The sequence below is a fragment of the Oleiphilus sp. HI0125 genome (assembly GCF_001635355.1).
This window is the reverse complement of the sequence record NZ_LWGF01001011.1, coordinates 1-24,902: the sequence shown is the minus strand read 5'-3', so window position 1 is coordinate 24,902 and position 24,902 is coordinate 1. Positions and strand designations below refer to the sequence as shown.

The following is a 24,902-nucleotide window of genomic DNA, read 5'->3' as shown; positions in this document are numbered from 1 at the left end:
AAAACATTCGGCCCTCTGGGTTTATACGCCCTAATACGCTGGTTAATGCGTAAAAGCCCGCGTATTGTTATGTTTCATCGCTTTTCTGCTGAGCCAAAACAGCACTGTGTGTCGTCTGCCGAATTCGAAAAACAAATAATCTACTTAAACAAACGCTTTAACATACTTCCACTGTCGCAACTAAGACAGAGCAAAGAGCAAGGCAAACCACTACCAAATAACGCGATTGTGCTTACTGTTGATGATGGTTACCGTGACTTTTACGAAGTAGCCTATCCTGTATTAAAAAAACACGGTGTACCCGCAACGCTATACGTGACGACAGGTTTTGTTAACGAAGAGCTGTGGCTATGGCCAGACCAAATTACCTGGCTTTTAAATAACGTAAGCGAAGTGAATAAAACCATTGCCTTAGGTGAGCAAACGTCCAAAAACATCGAAATAAACACCATTGATGACTCAAGTCGTCAGCAAATATGGTCGCAAGTAATAGCATATTTACTATCGGTAGACGACAAAACAAAACACACATGGATAGCTTACTTTGCAGAGCAACTTGGTAGGCCGCTACCTAAAACGACTCCCGATGAATATGCAGCGTGCACGTGGCAACAGCTTGTAGAGATGCAACAAAACGGCATCGAGATTGGCGGCCATACCCATACACACCCTTCGCTTGGGCAAGTTAGTAATGAGCAGTTGCATACTGAACTTCACACTTGTATGCGCTTTTTAGATGAAAAACTGGGCAAGGTAGATAGAGACTTTTGCTTCCCTAATGGACAACCAAATGACTACAACAAAAAAGTAAAACAAGTGACGCAAGAAGTGGGTTTTAAGTCCTCTGTTACGGCTTTTTATGATTCCAAAGGTACGCAAGACCTATTCGAAATGCGTCGACATACCGCATCAGAAGATTGGTTTCAGTTTTGTAAATCATTCAATGGTGTTGAGGCCTTTATGGCGGAGAAAACCGGTGCGCATAACAAAGTGGAAGGTGAACTTTGTTGAGTGATACTAGTTTGCATGACGCGTCGCTTAAAGGTAAGGGCAACACTTCTACAGGCTTTAGCAACCCTAAATCGCAAAACCAAGAAAAGCCAATTGACCCTGTTAGTAGCTTTACCTTTGGCTTGTTTATTTTTTTCAATATCGACTTTTTCTTGCATTTAAGCGCAAGAATACCTGGGTATGGTGTTATTCGACCAACATTAATAATGGTATTGTTGCTAACGTTTTTGTTATTTTCTCAAAAAGATAAATTTAAAGATATATATCAAACGGAGCCATATAAGCGAATAAAGTGGTTAATTATCTATTTGGCTCTAAGTTTTTTTTTGGTGCGCTGGCCGGGCAGTGCGCTAAATAACCTTCCTGATTTTGTGAAAGCTGTTTGTTTTTTCTTTTTTACGGCAATGATTGTTGATACCGAAAGGCGCTTAAAAAAATTCTTATTGGTGTTCATCATCCTGCAATTAGTCCGAGTATATGAGCCTCTATATTTGAATTTAACCCAAGGCTATTGGGGAGATAAAACACACCTAGGGGGAGGTGAATTTGCGGAGCGTTTGTCGGGTGCTCCTTCTGATGTCATTAATCCTAATGGGCTAGGTTTTGTAATTGCAACGATAGTACCTTTTTTATATTACCTACTATGGGGCGCACGCTTTAAAGCGAAGGTGTTATTTTTAATACTACTGCCGCCTATTTTATATACCCTTATTTTAACTATGTCTCGTGGTGCCTTACTTGCATTGTTAGTTGTTGGTTGGATGGTGTTTTGGGCGTCTAAATATAAGTTCCTGTTAATTCTGGCGGCCATAGGGGTGGCAATGGCGGGGTGGTCGGTTATGAGTGATGTGCAAAAAGACCGCTATTTATCGTTAGTGTCATCTAATACTGCTAGTGAGGGGGCTGCTAAAACAGCCGATGGTCGATTACGTGGCATGATAAATGAAATGGTTTTAGGGCTGACTACGCGGCCAGTTTTAGGGAATGGACTCGGAACAACGTCTGAAACTAAAACCCATGAGTGGGGAAAAGCACAAGCATCCCATAATCTTTATGCTGAATTATTGATAGAAGTTGGTGCTATAGGGATGTTTTTTTTCTTAGGCTATTTAGCCGGTTTAAGGCGGTACTTAGTATCTTTGATTGACCGTTTACAGGGTACAGAGTTTAGGGGGGCGGATGTGTTTTTTTGGCAGAATTTGAGTTATACCCTAATAGCCGTGTTTTGGATGTATGCAGTGTATAGTGTGAATTATTATGGTTTGTCAGTTTATTATTGGTACCTTTTTGGTGGCTTAGTGCTAAGTGTTAATCGGATATTAACTAGGGAAGTATTGAGCAGTGGGAGATAAGAAGCGAGTTTTGGTGATAGCACGTTGGCCAGTAGGTGGTATTCGGACCTACTTTCGGTATATTTATTCCTTGGAAGCTTTTAACGATTACCACTTTACTTTTGTGATGCCAGATATCGATGACGTGAAAGGGCTGCTAAGTAATAACTTACCAGTAGCTAAGCTTAGTTTTGTTGATTCAAGTGAGATAGGTCTTCTTAAAGCTATATATAAAACCATGAGGACGCAAAAGTTTGATGTGATTCACTCGCATGGCTATACGGCAGGATTAGCGGCTTCAGCCTTTCGCTTTATGTTTGGCACACCTCATTTATTAACACTTCATGAAGTGCTTAACGAGGTACAGTTTAAAGGCGGCAGAGGTTCATTATTAAAGTTAGTACTTTCGTTGTTATTTAAAAGTGTGAGCAAGTTAATGCCAGTAGGGCAAGATGCCGCTGACAACTTGTTGCAGCTCTACCCGAGTACAAAACCCAAAGTATTCCCTGTTCGCAATGGGATACCAACACAGTATTTTTATGATGGAACGGCAAGAGATATAAAGTCAGAAATTGGGGTAGTCGATAGCTGCTTTTTGATTGGTTTTTTTGGCCGGTTTATGGAACCGAAGGGCTTTCCGTATTTGGTGGATGCTGTTGAAATATTGTCACAAGACTCTTCTGCCGTGAATTTTAAAGTCGTTTGTTTTGGTTGGGGTGGTTTCATACGAGAAGAACAGGCAGATATAAGAAACCGAGGTCTAGAAGAGCATTTTATATTTATGCCGCAAACGAATGATATGCCTTCGGCAATCAAGGGCGTTGATTTGGTCACTATGCCAAGTTTATGGGAGGCGTGTCCTTTGCTACCTATGGAGGTATTGAGCGCGGGTGTGCCTATTGTAGGTACGTCATGTGTAGGTTCGAAAGAAATTTTTGAAGGTACCCCTGCTAGGGTGGTTGAACCCCGTGATGCAGCAGCCTTGGCCGAACAAATAAAACAAGAAATGCTTAACCCGACTAAACAAGAGTTTAAGCATTACGCAGCAGTGGCAGTAGAAAACTTTTCAAACGAGAGATCTGCTGATGGTTTAAGGTTGTTGTACGAGAGCATGTTCAAATAATGAGATGTAACTAAGGTAAAAAGGGATATTTCTAGACTTGGGCTCGAGTACTCTTGTGTTGTTGACTAGCCGCATAGGCCTTCATTACGGGCGACAATATTGTTTCTAACTTTAATAACCGTTGAATAAGAATAGCCCCCAGTAAAATTTAAATTTTAATCATAATTAGGTAGTGGTAGATGCAGCTGTGTAATAGTAAATTGCGCGATAGTTTACGGAGTAAGACTACGTGAAGGATAGCAGCCCTAACAGCATACTCTTGTCGGTAATCATTCCAGTATACAACACTCAACAATTTTTAAGTCGTTGCTTCGACTCTCTGATTCCAAGCTTGATTTCTTCACATTTTAAGTCTGAGGTCATCGTTGTTAATGATGGAAGTACTGATGAGTCGTTAAGTGAGATTGCGGCCTATAAAGATAAATATCCGCAGCTTTTAACCGTAATCGACCAAAAAAATGGCGGCTTGTCTGCGGCTCGTAATTCAGGGGTTAGTGTAGCCCGTGGGCGCTATATTTGGTTTGTCGACTCGGATGATCTTGCTGAGTCAGAAGGCGTGCCAAAGATCTTAGATCTACTTTCTTCGGTAGATGCAGACTATTTTACGATAAATGCGGCTAGAGTAGATGAAAATAATAATATCTGTGGGGGGTTTTCACTGTCTGATCATGAGTCTTCTAAAGTTGAGGAATTCGATTTTAGTTACCCTGTAATGGCTGGGAAGTTTAAGAAACACATGGTGTGGATGAGGATATACTCACGGGAGTTTATTAGCGGTTTAGAGTTCCCCTTAGGTATAACGCATGAAGATATTCATTTTGATATTAAAGTACTGTCTTTAAAGCCTAGGATATACCACACCGGTATTTTGGGTTATCGACACTACTTCGACAACCCTGACTCAATTACTAATAATATGAATGAAAAGAAGTTCCGTTCAACTCTTTGGGTCTATCAGGATCTTAAAAAGTGGATTGAGTCCCGTAATGAGGATAGTGTTGTTGATGTGTTTCGAACGGTAATGTTTATTTCTTTATTACGTGGGCAATACTACATATTTAGCGGGGAATTAAACTTTAAAGCTAAATTTAAACTTGCTAAGGCATTCCAAGTTGCACAGAAAAATATAGTTAAAGACCTGAAGTTACCTCAAACCATATACAAAAAAGAGCAGATTTACGCGTGGTTATTAAAGGCAGGACTACATAAGTTAGCACTGTTTTTTATTGTATTAACGGCTTAGATTTTCGTCTTTTATTCCGCTATTGATTTAATAAGAGTATTTATGTCGGTACTAAGAAGGAATCTTAGTTCAAATATGTTGTTGCTTATCATTCAAATGGTAACAACATTCTTGATGACCCCAATTTTCATTAGAAGCCTAGGTAACCATGACTATGGCGTATGGGAGTTAGTCGGTTCTATCGTGGGTTATATGAGTATTTTAGACTTGGGGTTAAGCCCTGCTATTGCCCGCTATGTGGCAAAGCATAATGCTGATCGAAATTTAGATGCGCTACAGAAAGTTTATAGCTCTAGTTTCGTCTTGCTGGGCGTAATTGGCTTAGTATTAGGTCTTAGCTTAATTACTTTTGGTTACTTTTGGCCTGAGTATGCAGCAGCTGAAGGTGACGATAATTATAAAAAATATCAAATACTTTTTCTGGTTATAGGGCTGCAGTTAATTTACATATTTCCTGGGATAGTTCTGGTATCTGTGCTGGAGGGGACGCAGTTATATAATGTAAAGAACAATATCGTTGTTATAAACTCTATTGTTGCTCTCCCCGTTCTTTACTTTTTGATCAATGAGAAGAACGCGCTGTTATTATTAGCTATAAGCGGGTTTTTATTTCAGCTAGTTAAATATGTTTATTATTTTTGGTATGTTGAAAGCCGGTTAGGTTATAGGTTACTTAGTCGACACAATGTATCAGTACCAACGTTGAAAACTCTATTAACATTCAGTTTTAAGTCATTTATACAAGGGACATCTCATCGTGTTAGTCAATATGCGGATAACTTTATTATTGCTGCATTTGTAGGGACTGCGCATATCGTTTTTTATTCTTTAGCAAACGCCTTGTTAAGACAGGTGTCAATGTTGGTAGCGAATATTACTTCAGTATTTTTACCATACTTTACTGATAAGTTTGTTAAGAGCGATCAACAAGGGTTGACTGATTCATATATGTCCGCAACCAAGATGACCAGTGGCCTTATAATCTTTGCATTATGCGGGATTTCTGTTCTTGGGGATAACTTTATTTCCTTGTGGGTTGGGCCTAGTTATGCGGAACAGAGTTACTTAGTTCTTCAAGTGTTGGTTATATATTCTTTTGCTTATTTGTTTAACCCTTTTGATAACAGGTTAGTAACTGCGTTAAATGTGCACGGGAAATTCGCAAAGATCGCGATTCTTGAATCGGCACTGAACGTTGTGTTGAGCTTGGTGTTAGTCCAGGTCTTGGGGCTTGTGGGTGTGGCGTTAGGTACTCTTCTTGCGGTTATTGTAGGGAAAACATTAAAAACGATGCATTGTGCAAGAGTACTGGATGTAGGCCTCGTGAAATTTGTTTTTGAACCGCTACTTCCAAATATTCTCCCATGTCTTATTTCGTTGTTATTGTTGTTGGTTTTGGACAGTTCGGTAAACTCGTTTATACAGTTGTTTGTTGTGGTTGTTGTAACTAGTGTTATATGGTTTTTTATCACTTTGTTCTTTGCTTTAAGCGCGACGGAAAAGCGTTATGTAATCGACCTACTTTTGAGAAAGAGAATCGCTGATTAGGTGATTAAGATTGCTTTAAGTCTGGCTGGCAGTTCAGCGTGCTCATACAAAAAGGTGCCAAATGATAAAAGTTTCTGTTGTTATGCCGACTTATAATCGAGCGGATTTAGTTGGTCGGGCAGTTGAGAGTGTACTTAACCAAACATTCCACGATTTTGAATTAATTGTTGTTGATGATGGTTCATCTGACTCTACTCGAGATGTGCTAAATAAGTACAACGAAGATAAGCGCTTCCGTTACATTTTTCAGGAAAACCAGGGACAATCAGTTGCTCGTAACAAAGCAATCGAGTTAGCTAGTGGCATGTATCTAGCTTTTTTAGACTCTGATAATTATTGGCCCTTAGATCGTCTTGAAAAATCTGTTCCCTGCATTGAGTCGTTAGGTATGGATTATGCTCTCGTATATGGTGATGGCTATTCGGTTGATCTCGATGAAAAGATAATAGGTAGTTCTGATCGCAAGGGGCATCCGGATAGTTGTTTGTATGATTTACTGCTAAATAATTTTGTTGGTATGAATGCAGTTTTAGTTCGTACAGAACAGGTAAAGGCGCTAGGCGCTTTTGATGAAACAATGCGTTCAGGTGAAGATTATGACCTGTGGTTGAGAGTAGCTATTGAACACAAGTTTAAATTCATACCAGAAAAGCTTTGTTATTACTTAGTCGAAGGGGATCGAGTTTCAAATAATTTTGAAGGCGTAATGGCTAATAATGAACGAAGTATTGAAAGGGTGTTTCAGCATATGGATAGCCCAATTAATGAGAGGAAAAAACGAAATATTTGGTCACGTTTTTTCAATAGAAAAGGGCGTTATTTTTCTCAGAACCGGCAGAAAACTAGTGCAATGCGGTGCTATTTGCGTGCGTTATCTTACACTCCACTCAGTTTTAATGTTTGGCGGTCAATTCTTGCGTTGGTTAAATAATTTTATTTCGGTGCAATATTAAGAACAGGGCTTCCATCGCTCTTTATTTAGTTTTGGAAATATATTCCATTTTCTAAGCTTTGTTTCAATTGTTAGGTGGTAGACCAGCCTATATTCATCATGACGCTGCAACCTATTTCGAATAGATGAGAAGTTTTGAACGCCAGCGAAGCCACAGAGCCACTCTTTTCCTTCTCGTTTGGCTAAATCACTAATATGTGAACTTATGATTTGTTGGAGTTTATGTCCTCGTAGGCTTGGTGAGACATAGCTTCGATGTATAACTCCTATTCCGTGTCTACTATCCATGAACTTACCAACTGTTTGAAGTAGGCGGTTATTCTCTTGCCCTAACCACGACATAGCTTTAAATTCGTTGTCATTAGCAACAACAATACATTTATCACCTCGTTTTTTCGCATTATCCAGTTCAGTTTTGGCATCGTCTAGTGTTTGGTAGCTAGGGAATGCCTCAAGAAATAATGTTGATAATTTTTGCATATCTTTTGGGAGGCCTAGGTCTACTTCGTAGAGTTTCCACCCTTCGTCAGATAGCGATTTTGGTAGTGAGTGTAACTCTCTAGGTTTAGTTAAGTCTTCGCGAAAACAAATGTATGCATCTAAATCCCAATAGAAGAGGCGAGACAGTATTCTATGAATGAGTTTTGGCATGGCTAGTATTCTCATCTAAGTCAGAAGGGTCGTTCTTGTTTTTTATATTGATCATAAAGCTTATAAAGCAGTTTAATTATCTTGCTTCTAATCACTTCTACCGAGAATAAGCGATAAGCTTGGCCATTAAACTTCTCTTTATAAAAACTATTTTTCCCACTACCAGCGAGTAGGTCGTAAGTGCTTAGTTTGTTTTGTTCAAAGAAGCTTTCGATTGAGTAGCCGATTTGTAAAAAGCCGAGTGAAAGTTTTTTATCACTCGTTTCACCAAAGCCTAACTGCAAATTGTAGCGAGTGCTTTGATAGTCGATATTATAAATAACAGTCTGTGGTTTCTCTCCAATACTAATCGACTCGAAATCGGCTATAAAAGGCTTACTAGGTGAATAGATTAACGTTTGATGGAAGGCCAAGGCGTCGTCGTCAAAGCAGGGCTTGCCCCAGCGGGCTTCATGAAAGGCATTTAGTGTTTTAAAGGCAGTGTTCGTGTCACTGATGCTGCGATTAATATTCATCTCGCCTGATCGAGCGAGGCGCGTTCGACGATGAAATGACTCTCTTCGCATGGATGCACTGAGAGATGGTACGTATTGATCAAGACTATTAATGGCTTCCGTCTTTTGAATGCGAATGCCGTAGTCTTTTAACACGCTGCGAGCATAGCATTGGTGGTCAAATAACTCGGGTGAGGTGGCCGCTGCAAATAAGCCAGACTTAGTATCCATGTCGCTTAATACAAGTTTGTCCCAGCTCTTGTCTTGTTCTAGGTAGTTAAGTAAGGCTTGCTGTATTTCTGTGTGTTGCGCTTTGTTGCATATAAAGTCTAGATATTCACTTCTTACTGTGTTGCCAATGCGAGCACTACTGCCGATAAAGGCAAGTTGCGTACAGGGGAATATTTTGGCGATGCGGGTTTTGTGTGAATAAAGAGGTGCGATACCCACAAGCTGGTCGTGTTTGTCTCGGACTAATAATAAGTTAAGTGTGAGATTTAGTTTTCTTGCCCATGTTTTCCACCAAGTGTTTTGCCATTCCCATGTTAAGAACAAGGTGTCTGATAAAGAGCGTTGTAGTAGGTCATTCCAGTTTTTTCTTAAGTCATCGAACTGTGCTTCGCTGGCTTTGCTAACTGTAAGTGGGCTATATGAATTGCAATCGCTAGAGGTCGTCATTGTCATGATTCCCTCTTTAATAACATGGCACTGATGGTTTTTAGCAGTGCTTTTATAAAACCTAGACTAACAGTTAAGTCGCCTCGGCTTGTATTCGCTAAGCCAATTTTTCGTCGATATAGGCGCTTTATGAGTGCGGCTAAGGTTTCGCTACTGTTAGGGTCTCTAAATGAGCGTAGGTAGCCCATTTCATCTGCCCATAAGGCTTTTTGGGGCTGCTGGTTTACTTGGTAGTGATAACCAAGGCAGTCGAGTACGTAGTATAGGTTCAAATTAATATTAGAGGCACTAGCTATGTAAGACTGGTAGTCGTTACGGCCGACAGTGGGCTCTGTTACGTAGTATTGGTTTCGTGTTTGGTCTTTCTTGAACTCGACAGACCCTAAGCCCTTTAAACCTGCTTTGTTGAGGATGCTAAGCCCGAGCTGCTCAAGTTCTGGGTCTATGTGAGTGACGCACATTGAGGTTGAGCCGGTAAGTCGTGGCCACTGCGTAATTTTTCTACCACATAAGGATGTAGTTTTTGTCTTCCCTATGTGCGCTAGCACAAAGTAAACGTCGTGATCGCCACCGTTTATCCATTCTTGAATGATTAAACGGTCTGTTAGCTTTAGTAGTTCAGTATAAAAGCTTTCGGTGTGGTTTTCTGTTCCGTTTACCGGTTGCGGTGCTTCGTTGAGCTTGAAGGCTTTGTTGTGTGGGTGCAGTGCGTCCCAAGCGGGGGTGCGAACTAGAGGCTTTATTACAATGGGGTAGTCTAAGCTTCGTAATGCCTTACGTACGTCCTCTGGTGTTGCTGCGATGTAGGACTTTGGCGTACATATGTCGTTTTGACTTGCCCATGTTTCGAATTCAGTTTTATCCAGCATTCGAAGTGTATTTTGCTGGGTAGGAAGCTGAAACTGAAAGTGTTGGCCGAGTTCGCTTTGTGCTTTGGCGGCCCTTTCGACTGCCATGTCTTGATTGAGTATTAATACTGGTTTAAAGCAATTAACTGGTTCGTTTTCTAGTATTTTCGTCGATAGTTTAATGAGCTTGCTGGGCAGCGCTTCTTCTATAAAGACATTTCGCCAGATTTTAGACTTTAAATACAGTGACTGGGGATTGGTTGCTTGCCCATAGATTTTAAAGCCTTGGCCAGCGATAGAGCGTGCAGCGTTATACCCTGTTATTGTGTCTGCACCATTAATGAGTACTGTGCCTGCATATAGATTGGGTGATTTCATAAAGTCAAACCATCGCTCTGTTCATCTAACCAACTTTGAAACATCAGTATGCTCCACAGTTGCAGAGAGTAATCACTATTACCATCGAGGTGCATTTTTAGAATAGGGTAGATGGTTTTGTAGTCAAACAGTCCTTGTTGCCGGATATGCGTGGGACTGAGCAAGTCTGTCATCCAGCTTTTAAGTGGGCCTCTTAACCATTCTCCAATTGGGATAGCGAACCCTTGCTTAGGGCGTTCAAATAACTCTCTAGGTACGTAACGGCTCAGCACTTCTTGCAAGGGCCATTTAGCAACGCCGTTATGCGTTCGAATGTCTGAAGGGATGCTTGCGGCAAGCTCTACTACTTTATGATTCAGTAGCGGGATTCTAGTTTCCAAGCTGACTGCCATACCTGCTCGATCGACCTTCGTGAGAATGTCGTCTGGCAAATACATCTGCATGTCTAGTAACTGAAGCTTGCTTGTGTAATCTAGGCTTGAGGGTGACGCGTTGATTAATTTATTCGGCTTAAACCCTTTAAGTGGGTGAGCATTGTCTTGCCAGAATGCAATTGAGCGTTGATAAAATTCTTCAAAGCTCTTGGCTGATGCTTTGTAATAATTGCTACGAAGTCTCTCTGACGCAAAGTGTGGGTAAGCGCCAGACACTCCGAGTGGTAAAGAGATAAGCGTATTGAAAAGGTTTTTAGGCAGAAAATGAGCAGCCTTTTCTAGCGCGCTAGGGCCTTGTTGTATTCGCCAGCTATCAAGCACTTTTTGATATCGAGAATATCCTGCGAATAATTCATCTCCACCATCTCCTGACAAAGCTACTGTGACATGCTGCTTTGCAAGCTCACAGACTAAGTAAGTAGGGATCTGAGAAGAGTCTGCGAAGGGTTCACAATAAACATTTGCGAGTTTTGGAATCACATCTTTAGTGTCTTGCTCGCTGACATAAAACTCTGTGTGGTTTGTTCCCAAGTGCTGGGCAATTACTTTCGCGTGTTCGGCTTCGTTAAAATCATCAAAATTAAAGCCAATGCTGTAAGTGTTGATCACTTTGTCTGACAAGCTTTGCATAATGCTTGCGATGGTAGAGGAGTCGATGCCACCTGACAAAAAAGCGCCGAGAGGAACGTCGGCCAGCATTTGATCTTTAATCGAGCTAATCAATGCCTCCTCAAGTGCGTCAGCGGCTTCAGTCTCTGTTCCTGCGAAAGGTTGTTCGCTTCCCTGGATCATTACTTCAGTTGCTGACCAATAAGTATTGAGGGAGTAGTCTAGAGATTCGCAATCGAGCTGTAGATATTGTCCTGGTTCAAGTTTGAAGCAATCTTCATAGATAGATAAAGGCGCTGGAACGCAGTTGTGTTGAAGGTATACTCCAAGTGCATCGCGGTTAAGTTTTGCGTTAAATGATGGGTTTGCTTTGAGAGTTTTAAGCTCTGAACCAAAGAAAAACTTATGGCCTTGTTTACTAAAATAGAGGGGCTTCTCGCCCATTCTGTCACGAACGAGATGTGCCTGATTTGTTGATTTGTTGTATGCGCAAAACGCATACATGCCCTCAAGCTTGTCGAGCGTATTTTGTAAGCCCCAATGTTCAAGGGCATATAACAATACTTCTGTGTCGCTATGGCCATTGAATGATTGGCCGAGCTTTTCTAGGTCTTTTTTTATAACCCGAAAGTTATAGATCTCACCATTGAAGACTAATACAAAGTTTTGGCTTTCCATTGGTTGTTGACCCGTCTCGCTTAAATCAACAATGGCAAGGCGACGGTGAGCAAGTGCTACAGAGTTCTGAGTGTTCACCCAGAAACCTTCAGCATCAGGGCCTCGATGCTCGATGACATCTGCCATCAGCTTAAGATGTGTATAAGTTGCGTCAGTGAATTCAGTTTTATTAGCTTGTACGAAAAAGCCAGTGATACCGCACATCTTATGAACCTTTTACTTCGATGAGTGGTGTATTCAATTCAGTGAGGGCATTAATCATTGAGGGCTCGGTTGCAGCACAGTCTTTTGCGTTGGTGATTGCGAGTTGCGCTTCAAAATAATTGGTTCCCGTCAGTATTGCGGGGATTTGCAATAGCTTCGCTTTTTTATATGAGAGCGCTGCTTGTTGACCCACCTGATAACGATATGCAAGACATACTCGATAACCTCGTAACTTATGTTTAAGTCCAACATACTGAAATTGTTGCGTATCTGCTGTAATGACGTTTCGAGATTCGACTAGCCAGTTCGATTGAGCAAATGGCGATGGCCAATAGGGTACAAGGTTCTCTTTGCTCTCTTCTTTCCAGTTGAGTACTCTATAAAGCTGGATGTTTTGCACGTAATTGTTTGCTTTCTTCTGCAGCAAGATTTTTGCGTTTGGAAGTTTTGGAATGTTTGTGTCCGGTTTTGCTGGTGTATAGCTTAATTGAGAGCCCGAAATAATAGTTGGTACTTTCATTGCGCTATTTAGAGCGAAGCTTAAAACAGGTGTTAGCATTAAAAGGGCGAATGTAAGCGCTATTTTTTTGATAGAAGGTGCTTGTTTACTAGGCTCCTTTTGCTCTGGGAATAGTTCAAACCGACGAGCGATAAAAAATAGAGGCGCTAACACTATACAGAAGATAATCCAGCCAAAGGTTTCATGATCAGCGACCAAGCTGCTTTCCATGTTTGTTTCATAGGCAATAAGTATCAACAAGAAAATTCGGAGCCAGTTTGAGAATAAGCTCAATGCAATTGCGGTTACTAATAGCTTGATGCTTAGAGCTCTATTAGGTTTTGAATCTAGAATTACATATACGGCGAGCGCGCATGCAATTGTAAAATAACGCAGCCCTGAACACCCATCGGCAATCACTAGCGCCCCATAGGGAAGTGTGATGGTGTTTTCTTCGATAAGAGCGGTAATGCCGATGAGATCGACTAGCCAAGTGACAGTTAAGCTACTTAAGTCGACAAGGGCTTGATTGAGGTAGTCCCAAATCGGTATTGCAAAGTAAATGAATGCGATGGACGGGAAGAGTTTTAAGCCGATATGTAGTCCTAAATAACTGGCAATAGCGAACCATAAAATGATTGGTATTAAAACTTGCTCGAGGATGTTTATATTGGCGCTAGATGTGACTAACCAAACAAGGCTTGATAGTGCTAAACCGATATAGGGTAGGTAGTTTGATAGAGAGCCGTTCTTAAAATTTGGGGGGTCGATTCTATGCAGAGTTTTTGCGCTGAGGTGAATGCTCATGGCGATCACTAAAAGCCCATGAGATAAAGATTCATCGAATTTAAGCCAGCGATCTAAAAGTACTTCTGTTGTTGGGTAAAAAACAAAAAATACAGCTAAAAATAGACTGCTTAGTTGCAGGTAGGTAAAAGTGAGTGTTGGCAAAATCCATCCAGCCATTTAATACGCGTATTTATTCATGGTAGCTGAATGATAAGGGGTTGCAATACCCCTTCTGCTCAAATGCTTTTCATTACTTGTTTTTACTAGTAATGCGCTCTTTAATTAAAGGAATAATGAAAAACAAGGATTGGATATAATGCAAAAAGTAGTGCCAGTAGTAATGGCGGGTGGAAGTGGAACGCGATTATGGCCGCTCTCGCGCAAGCTGTTTCCTAAGCAGTTTTTGCCTTTAATGGGCGAGCAAACCATGTTGCAAGATACTTTATCTCGCTTAGGTTCTGATGCGGCAAACCCAATTGTTGTGTGTAATGACGAACACCGCTTTAATGTGGCTGAACAATTGCGCCAGCAAGGGCAAAAAGCAGCAAACATTATTTTGGAACCGATTGGGCGCAATACTGCGCCTGCTGTTGCACTTTCGTCCTATGCGGCACTTAGTGAAGGTGCGGATCCTATTTTATTGGTGCTTGCGGCTGATCATGTGATTCGTGATGAAAAGGCTTTCCAGAGCGCCGTGCAGCTTGCGACAGCTTCCGCGGAGCTGGGTAAATTAGTGACCTTTGGCATTGTTCCGCGCAGCCCGGAAACAGGTTATGGCTATATCAAAGCATCGACCATTAGTGCTGATGGCACGGGTGATGTCGAGCAGTTTGTCGAAAAACCAGATCTTGAAACGGCGCAATCTTATCTCGCTGATGGCAATTATTTATGGAACAGCGGCATGTTTATGTTCAAGGCTTCTGTGTTTTTAGAAGAACTTGAAAAGTTTCGTCCTGATATTGCGCAAGCCACGAAAGCAGCCTTTGATGGCCGACGCCAAGACTTAGACTTTACTCGTTTGGATGAAGCGAAGTTTGAAGCGTGTCCCGACGAGTCAATCGATTACGCCATTATGGAGAAAACTGAACAAGCCTTGGTTGTTTCTTTAGATGCAGGCTGGAGTGATGTGGGTTCGTGGTCGTCATTATGGGAAGAATCTGAGCAAGACGAGGATGGTAATTCACTTCGTGGTGATGTGCTTGCGTATGAGTCAAAAAATAATCTGTTATTTAGCGACCACAAATTAATTGCAACGGTGGGAGTTGAAAATTTAGTGGTTGTCGATACACCTGATGCCGTTCTTGTGAGCACAAAAGATAAAGTACAAGATGTGAAAAAAGTTGTCGACCGTTTGAAACAAGAAGGACGCTCAGAGGCGACGATTCACCGTGAAGTCATGCGCCCTTGGGGCTTTTATGATTCGATTGATAAGGGAGAGCGCTTTCAAGTGAAGCGTATTACGGTCAATCCGGGTGAGAAATTGTCGCTGCAAATGCATCACCATCGTGCCGAGCATTGGATTGTAGTATCAGGTACTGCTTTGGTGACGATCAATGATGAAACGAAAATGGTCTCTGAAAATCAATCGACTTATATTCCGATCGGCGCAACCCATCGTCTAGAAAATCCAGGTGTATTACCACTAGAAATGATCGAAGTGCAGTCGGGAAGTTATTTGGGTGAAGACGATATTGTGCGCTTTGAAGATACCTACGGAAGAGAGTGAGTTCGCTTCTTCAGGGAGGCTGGGCTCTTTAAGCAAAAAAGGACACCAATTGGTGTCCTTTTTAGATTCTGGATCAAGTCCAGAATGACTGACTATTAAGCTTTACGACGACGCGCGAAACCTAAACCAGCAAGGCCTAAGCCCATAAGAGCAAGAGTGCCTGGCTCTGGAACGTGGTGACCAACAGTGATGTCGTCGATGCCCCAACCGTCAGAGTAGTTGTATGAGTTGCAACCGTTTGGATCGTCACACTTATCAAAGTAAAGAGACGCGCCTGTGATAGCCATGTCGCTGATGATAGTTGTGTAGAACAATGAACCGCTCGGGAATGAAGTATTTACTTGGTATTCTTCAGTAGAACCGTCTTCATAAGTAAGCTTGATGCGGCCGCCTTGGTCGTTGATGTCTGCCAAGTAGAAGCCGATCGCATTGTATGAATCGTCTGCATCGATGTTCCAAACAACGTTTGTTGCGTCGTTGCTGTCTAACCAGAAGTCAGTTGCATCGCTCGCTAGAACTTCACGACCATATTCGCCAGTACGAGAGCTTTCGATTTTAAGGTTACCGTTGTTAGTGTTTGAGCCTGCTTGACCCGCACCTGTTAGTGTAAAATCGCCAACCGCAGTGCTTAGTGTTGTTGCTGAGTCAATCCATTTTTCGTGCTGGCTGCCGGTGAATACTGCGTTGCTAGTATCCCAGCCGTCGAAGCTTTCAGTGTCTGACGCAACTAATGTGCCTAAGAATGCTGATTCAACACCAGAAAGGTAAGCAGCATCGCCAGCTGAAACGCTGATGATTGCAGCTGACTGAGCCGAAGCTGCAGCAACTGTAAGTGCCAAACCTGTCATTACGCTTTTTAGTTTCATTGTAATGCTCCATTTATCTTTATAAGCGTGATAATTGTTGAAGTGGCAACCGGCTGTCTGTTTCATCCTTAGTAACAGACCCTTGGCTTTCCGTCCCAATCTCGCAATTGGTTTGGCGTACTTCGTTGTGTTTACCAGATAGTTTTCTGATGACAAAAAAATTCTGCAATTAATACGCCAAAAACATTAAAGGCTTGTTAAGTTAGTAGGGTAGAGATTTAGAAAAAATGGAAATTAAGTAAATGTGTAAAAAACACTGACGCTCGAATGTGAACCTGTGAAACAGTTCCGTGATGGGGTAAGAGGAATGAAAAGTTTCCGCTAGTCTTACTTATAAGTGTAATATTGCGGTCATATTCTAGCTCGCAATTTAGAGCTTGGTTTTGGTAACGATTTTTCGTTAAAAACTCACTAAAACTAAGCATGTAGGATAAGCAGGGAAGGCGCGAGCAAAGCGTTAATGACAAAGGGTAAATAATGAAAGTATCAATATTTGGGACAGGGTATGTCGGGCTAGTGACCGGTGCGTGTTTGGCTGACATGGGACACGATGTTATTTGTGTTGATGTCGATGAGAGTAAGGTCGAAAAGCTCAATAACGGTGTTATTCCAATTTACGAGCCTGGTCTTGAAAGCATTGTTAAGAATAATTTTGCTGCGGGTAACTTGAAGTTTACGACAAAAGCGGAAGAGGCCATTGCGTTTGCTAAGTTGCAGTTCATCGCGGTTGGTACTCCTCCTGATGAAGACGGTTCTGCAGATCTGCAGTATGTATTGGCGGTGGCTGAAACGATTGCGACCCATATGCAAGACGAAAAAATAGTGATCGATAAGTCTACCGTACCCGTCGGTACGGGCGATAAAGTGCGTGCGAAAATTGAGGGTGTGCTGGCGGAGCGCGGCGTAGAGATTGATTTTGATGTGGTCTCCAATCCTGAATTCTTGAAAGAAGGCGCTGCAGTAGGTGACTTCATGAAGCCAGATCGTATCGTCATCGGTTGCTCGAAAGAGTCGTCTGAAGCGCCAATGCGTGAGTTGTATGCGCCGTTTAATCGTAACCATGACAAGATTCTGTTCATGGATGTTCGATCTGCTGAACTGACCAAGTATGCGGCTAACGCAATGTTGGCAACCAAAATTAGCTTTATGAATGAAATGGCAAATTTGGCTGAGCGACTTGATGCAGATATTGAAAGCGTGCGTTTAGGGATTGGCTCTGATCCACGCATTGGCTTTCAATTTATTTATCCTGGCGCTGGATATGGTGGTTCATGTTTCCCTAAAGACGTGCAGGCTTTAACACGTATCGCGCGAGATGCTGGATATGATGCAGAGCTTGTTCAGTCTGTAGAGAATGTGAATAACCGCCAGAAGCATCGTTTGTTTGAGAAACTCAGTGCTCATTTTAATGGCGAGCTAGCAGGTAAAACGATTGCAGTTTGGGGCTTGGCTTTTAAACCAGAAACGGATGACATGCGTGAAGCGCCATCGCGTTGTCTGATGGAAGCTTTATGGAATACCGGTGCCAAAGTAGTGGCATATGACCCAGAGGCTCAGGAAGAGTGTTTACGCATTTACGGTGAGCGTGATGACCTGACCCTAGTGACGAATAAAGATGCCGCTCTTGAAAGTGCCGATGCCTTGGTGATTTGTACAGAATGGAAAGCTTTCCGAGCTATGGATTATGAGGCTGTTGTGCAAAAGTTAGCGAATCCTGTGATCGTAGATGGACGAAATCTGTACGATCCTGCTATCGTTAAGAATTATGGCATTACATATTACTCAATCGGCCGCGCATAAAGTCTGATGAGTACCAAAGGTATCTGTTGATCAACGCGTCGAATAGATACCTTTTTTGCGTGTAGATATTCATTGAATGAAGAATAAGGTTGATCATGGAAAGCAAAGGAAGTATTCGACGTCAGGTAAGTAAATTAAAGCTTGTTACCGCAGTGTCTGCCGCGCTCTTTTTGGGAGCTTGTGGTGGCGATGATACGGATACCGAGTTTCAGAATCACTTAGACAGAGCAAAAGCGTATCAGTCTCAAGGACAATACAAGGCAGCGATGATTGAGTATCGCAATGCTGCGAAGAAGTCTGGTGGTAAGCCTGAAGTGATGATCGAATTTGCTGATGCAATGAATGAGGTCGGTAACCATCAAAATGCCCGAAGCTATCTTGAAGCAATTGCTGGCGAGACTTCAGAGTCTTATTTATTGGAGCTTTCCGAAACCTATATTGCGCTGGGTAAATTTCAGTCTGCCTCTTCTACCTTAGAACAACTTAAAGAGCCAACGCGAGAAAAGATGTTGCTCGAGGCTGAGTTACTCTCTAAGAAAGGTGATTTCGACGCAGCTCGCGTTATTTATCAAAAGCTCTTAGCGAATAATCCTCAAGATGGCAGATCGAATGTCGGCATGGCAACGCTTAATGCCTTAGAAGGTCAAATGCCTGCAGCGCTCGTGTTAGTAGAAAAAGTTAGTGCTGACGACGAAGCGTTCCCGAAAGCACAGTTGCTGAAAGCTGGTATCGAGATTTCTGAAAATCAGTTAGAGAATGCTGAATCAACCTTAAGTGAATTATTGTCTGTTTTGCCGACCAGCGACCAAATGCTTCCTGATCGTGTGCTTACGCTTGAGCGTTTGTCTTATGTGCTCACAAGACAAGGCCGCGCGAACGAAGCCTACATATACACAAAGCTTCTGTCTGAAGCATTCCCAGGCGCAACCGAAGCAAATGATACTTTCCAAGAAGCCTTGGCCGACTTTCAAGAGAATCGTTTAGATCAAGCTAAAGAGAAGCTTGAGAAGCTAGTAGAGCAGTACCCTGGTCACACTCGTTCACGTCAGGTGCTGGGTATTATTAGTTACATGCAGGGCGATACCGAAGCCGCAGCGCGTTACTTAGATGATGTGGTTGATCCAGAGACGGCAAGCCCGCTGGCGACCCAAGTATATATGGCAACCAATCTTAAACTGAACGAGCCTCAGCGTGTTCTAGACGCATTAGAACCAACTATCGAACAGCAAACCTCGGTTGAATTACTAGCTTTGTATGGCTTGGCAGCGGTTTCAGATAAGCAATATGAAAAAGGCGAAGCAGCGCTTAAGAAAGCTGCATCGATCGATCCAAAAAATGTACGCTTGCAGTTGGCATTGGCGAGTTTTTATCGCTCTGCACCACAAGTGGATCGAGCTCAAGAATTACCTTATTTGCTACGAGCGTTTGAGCTAGCACCTACTCAGCAACAAGTTTTGATTGATATCGCCTCGTATTACACGCGATCAGGTGATCAAGCCACAGCGAAAGCGTTGCTTTTAGATAATGCTAGGGCGCAATCTTCGAACTATACAGCGAACTTTATTGCCGGACAGTATTTGGCGACCTTAGGCGAAGTTGATGGTTCAAACGACTATTTACGGAAAGCACTTCCTTTAGCAGAAAGCACTACTAACCAAGCTATTGTCCAGGGTGCGCTAGGGCGAAATGCCTTGCTCCAAAATAACAATCAGGAAGCTAAAAATCGTTTCAGTAAAATGCTCGAGTTGTCGCCCAATAGTATGGGGGCATATGCAGGAATTTATGAAGCGTCAACGCGTTTGAATGGGCGTGATGCGGCTGTGAAATCGCTTGAAGAATTAGCAGTGACAAACAAGTCAATGGCTGCGTTTCGATCTTTGATTCGTGTTGAACTTGCGAATAGAAACATCTCTGGCGCTGAGCGTGCTTATCAAACAGCAATGACTACTTTTCCTGATCAAGGTGCTGAACTTGCTGATGCGAAAGCTGTTATCGATTATTCGCGTGCGTTGGATTATTTGAAAACAGGGCAGCTTGAAAAAGCACGCCAAGTGGCGACGACGAGCCTAGTTACTAATCCGGGCAATGTGCGTGTTGTTGCTGTGTTGGCTGAAATAGAGATTAAGGCTGGTCAGTTCGAGGAAGCTGAAAAAATTCTTACGCAGCTCGCAGAGCAACAGGAGCAACTTGGACATATTTACCCTGCTTTGAAAGGCGATCTCGCTTTTGCGAAAAAAGATTTAGCGTCGGCACGCAGCGATTATGAGGCTGCATGGGCGATTTCTAAGACTCCTGGCGTGGCTGAAAAACTGCATCGTGTATTTGGATTACTGAAAGATGATTCTGCGCGAACAGCATTTTTAGCCGAGTGGTATACAGCACAGCCAGATAACCCCTTAGCAATGTTGTTAGTTGGAATGCAATCGCAACAAAGTGGAGATGTGGATAAAGCATCTACTGTTTATGAGACCCTTCTTACGCAACGTCCAGATTCGGTAGCTGCCTTGAATAACTTAGGATGGATTTACTTTGAACGCGGCGATAAAAAAGCACTAGAGCTATTGAGCCGTGCCGCGGAACTCGCTCCAAACAGCGCAGCTGTTCTTGATAGCTATGGATGGGTGTTGCACAAGTTTGGAAGAACTGAAGAAGGCTTGCCTTACCTTGAGAAAGCGGCTGCCTTACAGCCAGATAATGCCGAGATTCAAGGACATTTCTTAGAAGCTAAAAACTAAGTTTAATATTGGGGTCAGAGTAAAAGTACTCTGACCCCAGTTTCAAACAAAGCCAAATAGTATCAAGGAAGATCTATGGCTCGCTCACTCCGTCAATGCCCTGCGGGTATGACGCAGCACCTCATTCAAAGGGGCGTTAATCGCCAACCTTGTTTTATTGATACACAAGATTATGTCGCATATGCCTCATGGCTAAATGAATACGCGTGAACGTTTGATGTACATATCCATGCTTGGGTCTTCATGACCAACCACGTACATTTGTTAGTCACGCCGCATACTGATAAGTCAATTTCTCAGATGATGCAGTGTTTGGGACGTCGTTATGTGCGTTATTTTAACCATAGGTATGAGCGATCAGGTACTTTGTGGGAAGGGCGCTTTAAGTCCTTAGGGATTGAGGATGACTCTTATGTACTTGCTTGTCAGCGTTACATCGAACTGAATCCGGTTAGGGCTGGAATGGTTAAGTCAGCGAGTGATTATTTTTGGTCTAGTTACAAAGTTAATGCGCTAATAAAATCTAGTTTGCTTTGGACTGCTCATCGAAGCTATTTGTCCCTCGGAGAGGATCATGAAAGTTGCGCTAGGGCATATCGTAATCTTTTCTAGCGTGATAAACATTGGGGTCAGAGTAAAAGTACTCTGACCCCAATGTTTTTACTCAGCTTCAATGCCGTGTTTTTCGAATAATGAATACAGCGTCGGACGTGTAATACCGAGTATACGAGCCGCTTTTGCCATATTTCCATGTGAGCCTTTAATCGCTTGCAGGCATGCTGTTTTTTCTGCCTGATCGCGGATTTGCTTCAAATTCAACGAGCCTTCCGGAAGGCTAGCTTCTGAGCTTTCGAGCTCGAGATCTTCAGCACTTACGTTCATCCCGTCTGCCATAATCGCGGCGCGCTTAATTTTATTGATCATCTCTCGCACGTTACCTGGCCAGTCATAACCTCGAATAGCTGCCATTGCGTCTTCAGATAGTCGCAAATCACCACGATTCATTTCGCTACTAATAGACTTGAGAAGTGCTTGTGCAATTAGCACAGAGTCGCCTTCGCGCTCTCGAAGCGCAGGAATATTTAGCGTGATTTCACTAATGCGATAATAGAGGTCTTCTCGAAAGCTTCCCTGGGATATCAAGTTATTGATATCTTGGTGCGTCGCGCAGACAACACGTACATCAACTGGAATTTCTTTAACGCCACCAACGCGTTCAATCACACGCTCTTGTAAAAAACGTAGCATTTTGGGTTGAAGAGAGGCCGGCATATCGCCAATTTCATCCAAGAATAAGGTCCCACCGTGAGCGAGCTCAATTTTGCCTTTCTTTTGTTGATGGGCGCCTGTAAATGCGCCTTTTTCATGTCCAAATAACTCGCTTTCAAGCAGGTTTTCAGGGATCGCTGCACAATTAATTGCCGCAAAAGGAGCGTCGCTACGAGGGCTCAAACTGTGGATCGCCCGTGCTAAAACTTCTTTACCTGTGCCTGTTTCCCCTAAAATCAGCGTGCTGACATCAGCAGGTGCGATTTTTTCAAGAGTGCGACAAACTTTGAGCATGCTCGGGCTATTCGCTATTACACCCGGAATGCCAGAGTTAGATTGAGCACTTTTCAACTTAGAGTTTTCGGTTTCTAGCTGCGCTAGGTTAAAAGCTCGCTCGACGACGAAATTTAGAATGTCTGCATCAAGAGGCTTTTGAAAGAAGTCAGTAGCGCCCATGCCAACAGCCTTTACAGCGTAAGCATTTTCTTCCCGACCTGTGACAACAATGACTTTGGTTTTGGGGGCGAGTTGTAGAATTTCTTCGAGAACTTTAAAGCCTTCGCTTGATCCGCCAGGGTCAGGTGGAAGACCTAAATCAAGTGTTACAACTGCTGGTTCATATCTGCGTAGCAAGGAAATCGCTGTTTCTCGATCTGAGGCCATGTGTACTTCAACATCATCGTTAAAACACCAGCGCATTTGGCTTTGTAAGCCAGGGTCATCTTCGATAATGAGTAGGGTTTTGCTCACGATCATGCTTCCTTGTCTTGCTGTGGTTTTTGTATCGCCTGAGGCTTATGCTCTGGCTGAGGCTCTTCTAATAACGGAATGCTTAAGGTGAAGCAGGTGCCTATATCTGGTTCACTGGTTACGCTGATTGAGCCGCCAATTTTACGCAGATACTCTCTACTTTGGTAGGCTCCTATGCCCATTCCTGTTAAGCCTTTTGTACTTGAAAATGGTTTGAATAGTTCGTTGGTTATAAACTCTTCTTCCATGCCTGAGCCATTGTCTTGAATAAAGATAAACGCATAGTCTGGCGAGGCTTTTGTTGAAATATCTACGTGCCCATCTTTGCTACATGCCTCTATAGCATTTTGAGTAATATGTTCAATCACCGAAGCGAGTTGCTGAGCATCTGCTTGAATAGGGATATTTTCACTGTGTAGCTTTAAGGTTGGTACAGGTAGCGCATTGCGTTTTTCGTAACAAACTTTCGACAAGATATCGCACAGATTAATGTCACTGAGCTTCTCGTGTTGATTCGGGTTACGAATTTGCCCCAATAAATGCTCCATTTTTTCGACGGAATGACGAGTTGTTTCAATCATGTCGTCAACAAAAGCGGGATTCGATTTATGCTTCGGCGCATTTTTTACCATCATCGATAATTGCGCGATGATGGTTTTGATATCGTGAATCAAGAACGCAGAGGTTTGGTTTACAGCTTCGAATTGTTGAGACTGAGCGAGCTGTTCTTCTGAGGAGTGCTGATCGATATAACTACAGGCTTGTTGGGCAACAATTTTAAGAAGGTCATAGTTTTCCCAGTTCAAATCCATAGGTACGTATGGTTTACCGAGTAGAACGATGGCCGAAAGTTTATCGTTAACCTTGAGCGGCACCAAAAGCCATGGATTCTCACAAGTTAGAACAAACTCCGGTAATTCGATTAGACCGTATTTATCTGGATCAGTGAGATACTCGTTTAGGTTGATGATCCAATCGTTGTCGTTGAAATATTGAATCAAATCAGAATCGTTGTTGATGAGTCCAAAGTTATGCTGGTCAAAGCCAAATTGATCTTTGAAAGTCAGGTTGCCGTCTTCGTCTTGGCTCCAGATTACTCCAGCTTGCGCTTGAACTAGTTCAGCTAGGGTATTGGTGCTGCGTCGATACAAGCTCTCTTTCTTAGAAGATTCACTCGCTGGTGTTTGCAGGCTTGAGGTGCTTTTGATCCATTCGTCGCGATAGTCATATTTGTAATCGAAGAAGTTCTTCGAGATAAAAACCATTGTGCGGGCACGAAGATTTGGCGAACTAATCACGAGAATGAGGAAGATCCCCGCACTGAACAAGAATAAAACACGCAGTGCCGCACCCCAAGAGCCACCGAAGACATTGATGTAATATCCGCCTGCAGATACAAACAACAAGTAAATGCCTGCAATAACAAGGGTCGTGGTGTGGAACACCATTTGTCGTGAGATATGTATGCCTAAGGCTTTCCCTTTGCGATTCACCAGTGTTGCTGCGATCAGGGGGGCAGCTAGCGCATTTACAGCGCCACGGCTATCCCAAAGTGCTCCTGACAAACGATTGAAGAGCAGGGCGTCGGAGTACATAACGAAGTCATAAGCAAGGATGGTTGCAACCGCGATGCTGAGATACTTAATTCCTGCGCGGGTAAAGAGAGAAGAGTTTCGCCAAATTTGTTCTAGTAACAGAATGCCTACTAATGATACGAGAACGTTAAGAACTAACAGTGTTTTGCCAGAGACGAGGGATATTGTGAATAGCTCTTGAATTATCAGTACCGCAATCAACCCAGAGATTAAAGTGATAACGCCGGTTGTAAAAAAGAATTGGGGGCCGATTTTAAATTTAGAAGGAAAAACTGTGACGCCAAGAATGGCATACAAGACCGTAAACCACGCAGCGGTTCGTAATAGCTCAAGGCTATAGCGCAAGGTAAATGGCAGCTCAAAACCTAAAGCTTGAATTGTCAGTATCAATAACCAACACAGCGTAGTGCTGGTCGCAAATAAGATGGCTTTATCGGTAGCGCGTCGCTGATAACTGCGCACTGCGTATATCATTAGCAATGCAAACGTAATAGCGCCAGTCGCGTTACCTATAACGGAAAAACTAAGATCCATTTTGTTCGTTCGTTGTGGTTAAATTCGTCATGAAACAAGATCTGAACAGAAAATTGTTCTCTTACTATTCAGTGTATCAGGGATGTGTAAAAACGAGGCTTTTTTCAGACATAAAAAATGCCGGGTGTGCTACCAAACACAGCCGGCAATAAGTGCG

Annotated in this window: 19 protein-coding genes and 1 riboswitch; of the genes, 11 read left to right on the top strand and 8 right to left on the bottom strand. The window is 42.7% G+C overall.

Annotated features, from left to right (window positions below):
• The first annotated feature begins 45 nt into the window (after nt 1-45).
• The 6 genes from A3762_RS17350 (at nt 46) to A3762_RS17325 (ending at nt 7,187) form a co-directional block, all read left to right on the top strand.
• Complete coding sequence (locus A3762_RS17350; RefSeq protein ID WP_197469342.1) at nt 46-1,011, top strand: polysaccharide deacetylase family protein; 966 nt, start codon at nt 46-48, stop codon at nt 1,009-1,011.
• Nucleotides 1,008-2,363, top strand: a complete 1,356-nt coding sequence (locus A3762_RS17345) for an O-antigen ligase (protein WP_068756828.1) — start codon at nt 1,008-1,010, stop codon at nt 2,361-2,363. Before A3762_RS17350 ends, A3762_RS17345 begins: the two co-directional genes overlap by 4 nt.
• The gene (locus A3762_RS17340; RefSeq protein ID WP_068756826.1) at nt 2,353-3,465 is read left to right on the top strand and encodes a glycosyltransferase family 4 protein; all 1,113 of its coding nucleotides are present in this window, start codon (nt 2,353-2,355) and stop codon (nt 3,463-3,465) included. The genes A3762_RS17345 and A3762_RS17340 overlap by 11 nt, the downstream gene beginning before the upstream one ends.
• A 229-nt stretch (nt 3,466-3,694) precedes the next feature.
• Complete coding sequence (locus A3762_RS17335; RefSeq protein ID WP_068756824.1) at nt 3,695-4,708, top strand: glycosyltransferase; 1,014 nt, start codon at nt 3,695-3,697, stop codon at nt 4,706-4,708.
• 42 nt (nt 4,709-4,750) lie between these two features.
• Entirely contained in the window at nt 4,751-6,256 is a 1,506-nt protein-coding gene (locus A3762_RS17330) for an oligosaccharide flippase family protein (RefSeq protein ID WP_082869212.1), read from the top strand.
• A gap of 61 nt (nt 6,257-6,317) precedes the next feature.
• Complete coding sequence (locus tag A3762_RS17325; protein WP_068756820.1) at nt 6,318-7,187, top strand: glycosyltransferase; 870 nt, start codon at nt 6,318-6,320, stop codon at nt 7,185-7,187.
• An 18-nt stretch (nt 7,188-7,205) separates the two neighbouring features.
• On the opposite strand, the gene A3762_RS17320 is transcribed toward A3762_RS17325, so the two are convergent.
• From A3762_RS17320 to xrt, 5 genes are read right to left on the bottom strand one after another with little or no spacing between them, the layout of a single operon-like run.
• A complete protein-coding gene (locus A3762_RS17320) occupies nt 7,206-7,859 on the bottom strand; it encodes a hypothetical protein (protein WP_156493548.1) in 654 nt (217 codons plus the stop codon).
• Between the two features lie 20 nt (nt 7,860-7,879).
• A complete protein-coding gene (locus A3762_RS17315) occupies nt 7,880-9,037 on the bottom strand; it encodes a GNAT family N-acetyltransferase (protein ID WP_156493547.1) in 1,158 nt (385 codons plus the stop codon).
• Nucleotides 9,034-10,257 (bottom strand): hypothetical protein, encoded by a 1,224-nt coding sequence (locus A3762_RS17310; RefSeq protein WP_068756813.1) that lies wholly within the window; start codon nt 10,255-10,257, stop codon nt 9,034-9,036. Before A3762_RS17310 ends, A3762_RS17315 begins: the two co-directional genes overlap by 4 nt.
• Nucleotides 10,254-12,182: an asparagine synthase (glutamine-hydrolyzing) gene (gene asnB, locus A3762_RS17305; protein ID WP_068756811.1), complete on the bottom strand. Its 1,929-nt coding sequence runs from the start codon at nt 12,180-12,182 to the stop codon at nt 10,254-10,256. Before asnB ends, A3762_RS17310 begins: the two co-directional genes overlap by 4 nt.
• Before the next feature lies 1 nt (nt 12,183).
• Nucleotides 12,184-13,647, bottom strand: a complete 1,464-nt coding sequence (gene xrt, locus A3762_RS17300) for an exosortase (protein WP_068756809.1) — start codon at nt 13,645-13,647, stop codon at nt 12,184-12,186.
• Between the two features lie 139 nt (nt 13,648-13,786).
• Between xrt and A3762_RS17295 the strand changes: the two genes are divergently transcribed.
• Nucleotides 13,787-15,196, top strand: coding sequence for a mannose-1-phosphate guanylyltransferase/mannose-6-phosphate isomerase (locus A3762_RS17295; protein ID WP_068756807.1), 1,410 nt, complete (start codon nt 13,787-13,789; stop codon nt 15,194-15,196).
• Between the two features lie 95 nt (nt 15,197-15,291).
• On the opposite strand, the gene A3762_RS27755 is transcribed toward A3762_RS17295, so the two are convergent.
• Nucleotides 15,292-16,062, bottom strand: coding sequence for a PEP-CTERM sorting domain-containing protein (locus A3762_RS27755; protein WP_068500018.1), 771 nt, complete (start codon nt 16,060-16,062; stop codon nt 15,292-15,294).
• A 41-nt stretch (nt 16,063-16,103) separates the two neighbouring features.
• Nucleotides 16,104-16,189: riboswitch (cyclic di-GMP riboswitch) on the bottom strand.
• A gap of 350 nt (nt 16,190-16,539) precedes the next feature.
• Here A3762_RS27755 and A3762_RS17285 point away from each other — a divergent pair.
• The 4 genes from A3762_RS17285 (at nt 16,540) to A3762_RS27750 (ending at nt 21,209) form a co-directional block, all read left to right on the top strand.
• A complete protein-coding gene (locus A3762_RS17285) occupies nt 16,540-17,862 on the top strand; it encodes a UDP-glucose/GDP-mannose dehydrogenase family protein (protein ID WP_068756805.1) in 1,323 nt (440 codons plus the stop codon).
• A 95-nt stretch (nt 17,863-17,957) separates the two neighbouring features.
• Nucleotides 17,958-20,597: a tetratricopeptide repeat protein gene (locus A3762_RS17280; RefSeq protein ID WP_068756802.1), complete on the top strand. Its 2,640-nt coding sequence runs from the start codon at nt 17,958-17,960 to the stop codon at nt 20,595-20,597.
• 75 nt (nt 20,598-20,672) lie between these two features.
• Entirely contained in the window at nt 20,673-20,807 is a 135-nt protein-coding gene (locus A3762_RS28620) for a hypothetical protein (protein WP_255375024.1), read from the top strand.
• 15 nt (nt 20,808-20,822) lie between these two features.
• A complete protein-coding gene (locus A3762_RS27750) occupies nt 20,823-21,209 on the top strand; it encodes a transposase (protein ID WP_255375062.1) in 387 nt (128 codons plus the stop codon).
• 48 nt (nt 21,210-21,257) lie between these two features.
• Here the strand turns inward: A3762_RS27750 and prsR are convergent, their stop codons facing one another.
• Together prsR and prsK are read right to left on the bottom strand one after the other, a co-directional pair.
• Nucleotides 21,258-22,622 carry a PEP-CTERM-box response regulator transcription factor gene (gene prsR / locus A3762_RS17275; RefSeq protein ID WP_068756800.1) on the bottom strand — a complete coding sequence of 455 codons (1,365 nt, stop codon included), beginning with the start codon at nt 22,620-22,622 and terminating at the stop codon, nt 21,258-21,260.
• Nucleotides 22,619-24,745 (bottom strand): XrtA/PEP-CTERM system histidine kinase PrsK, encoded by a 2,127-nt coding sequence (gene prsK, locus A3762_RS17270; RefSeq protein ID WP_068756798.1) that lies wholly within the window; start codon nt 24,743-24,745, stop codon nt 22,619-22,621. Before prsK ends, prsR begins: the two co-directional genes overlap by 4 nt.
• Between the last annotated feature and the right edge of the window lie 157 nt (nt 24,746-24,902).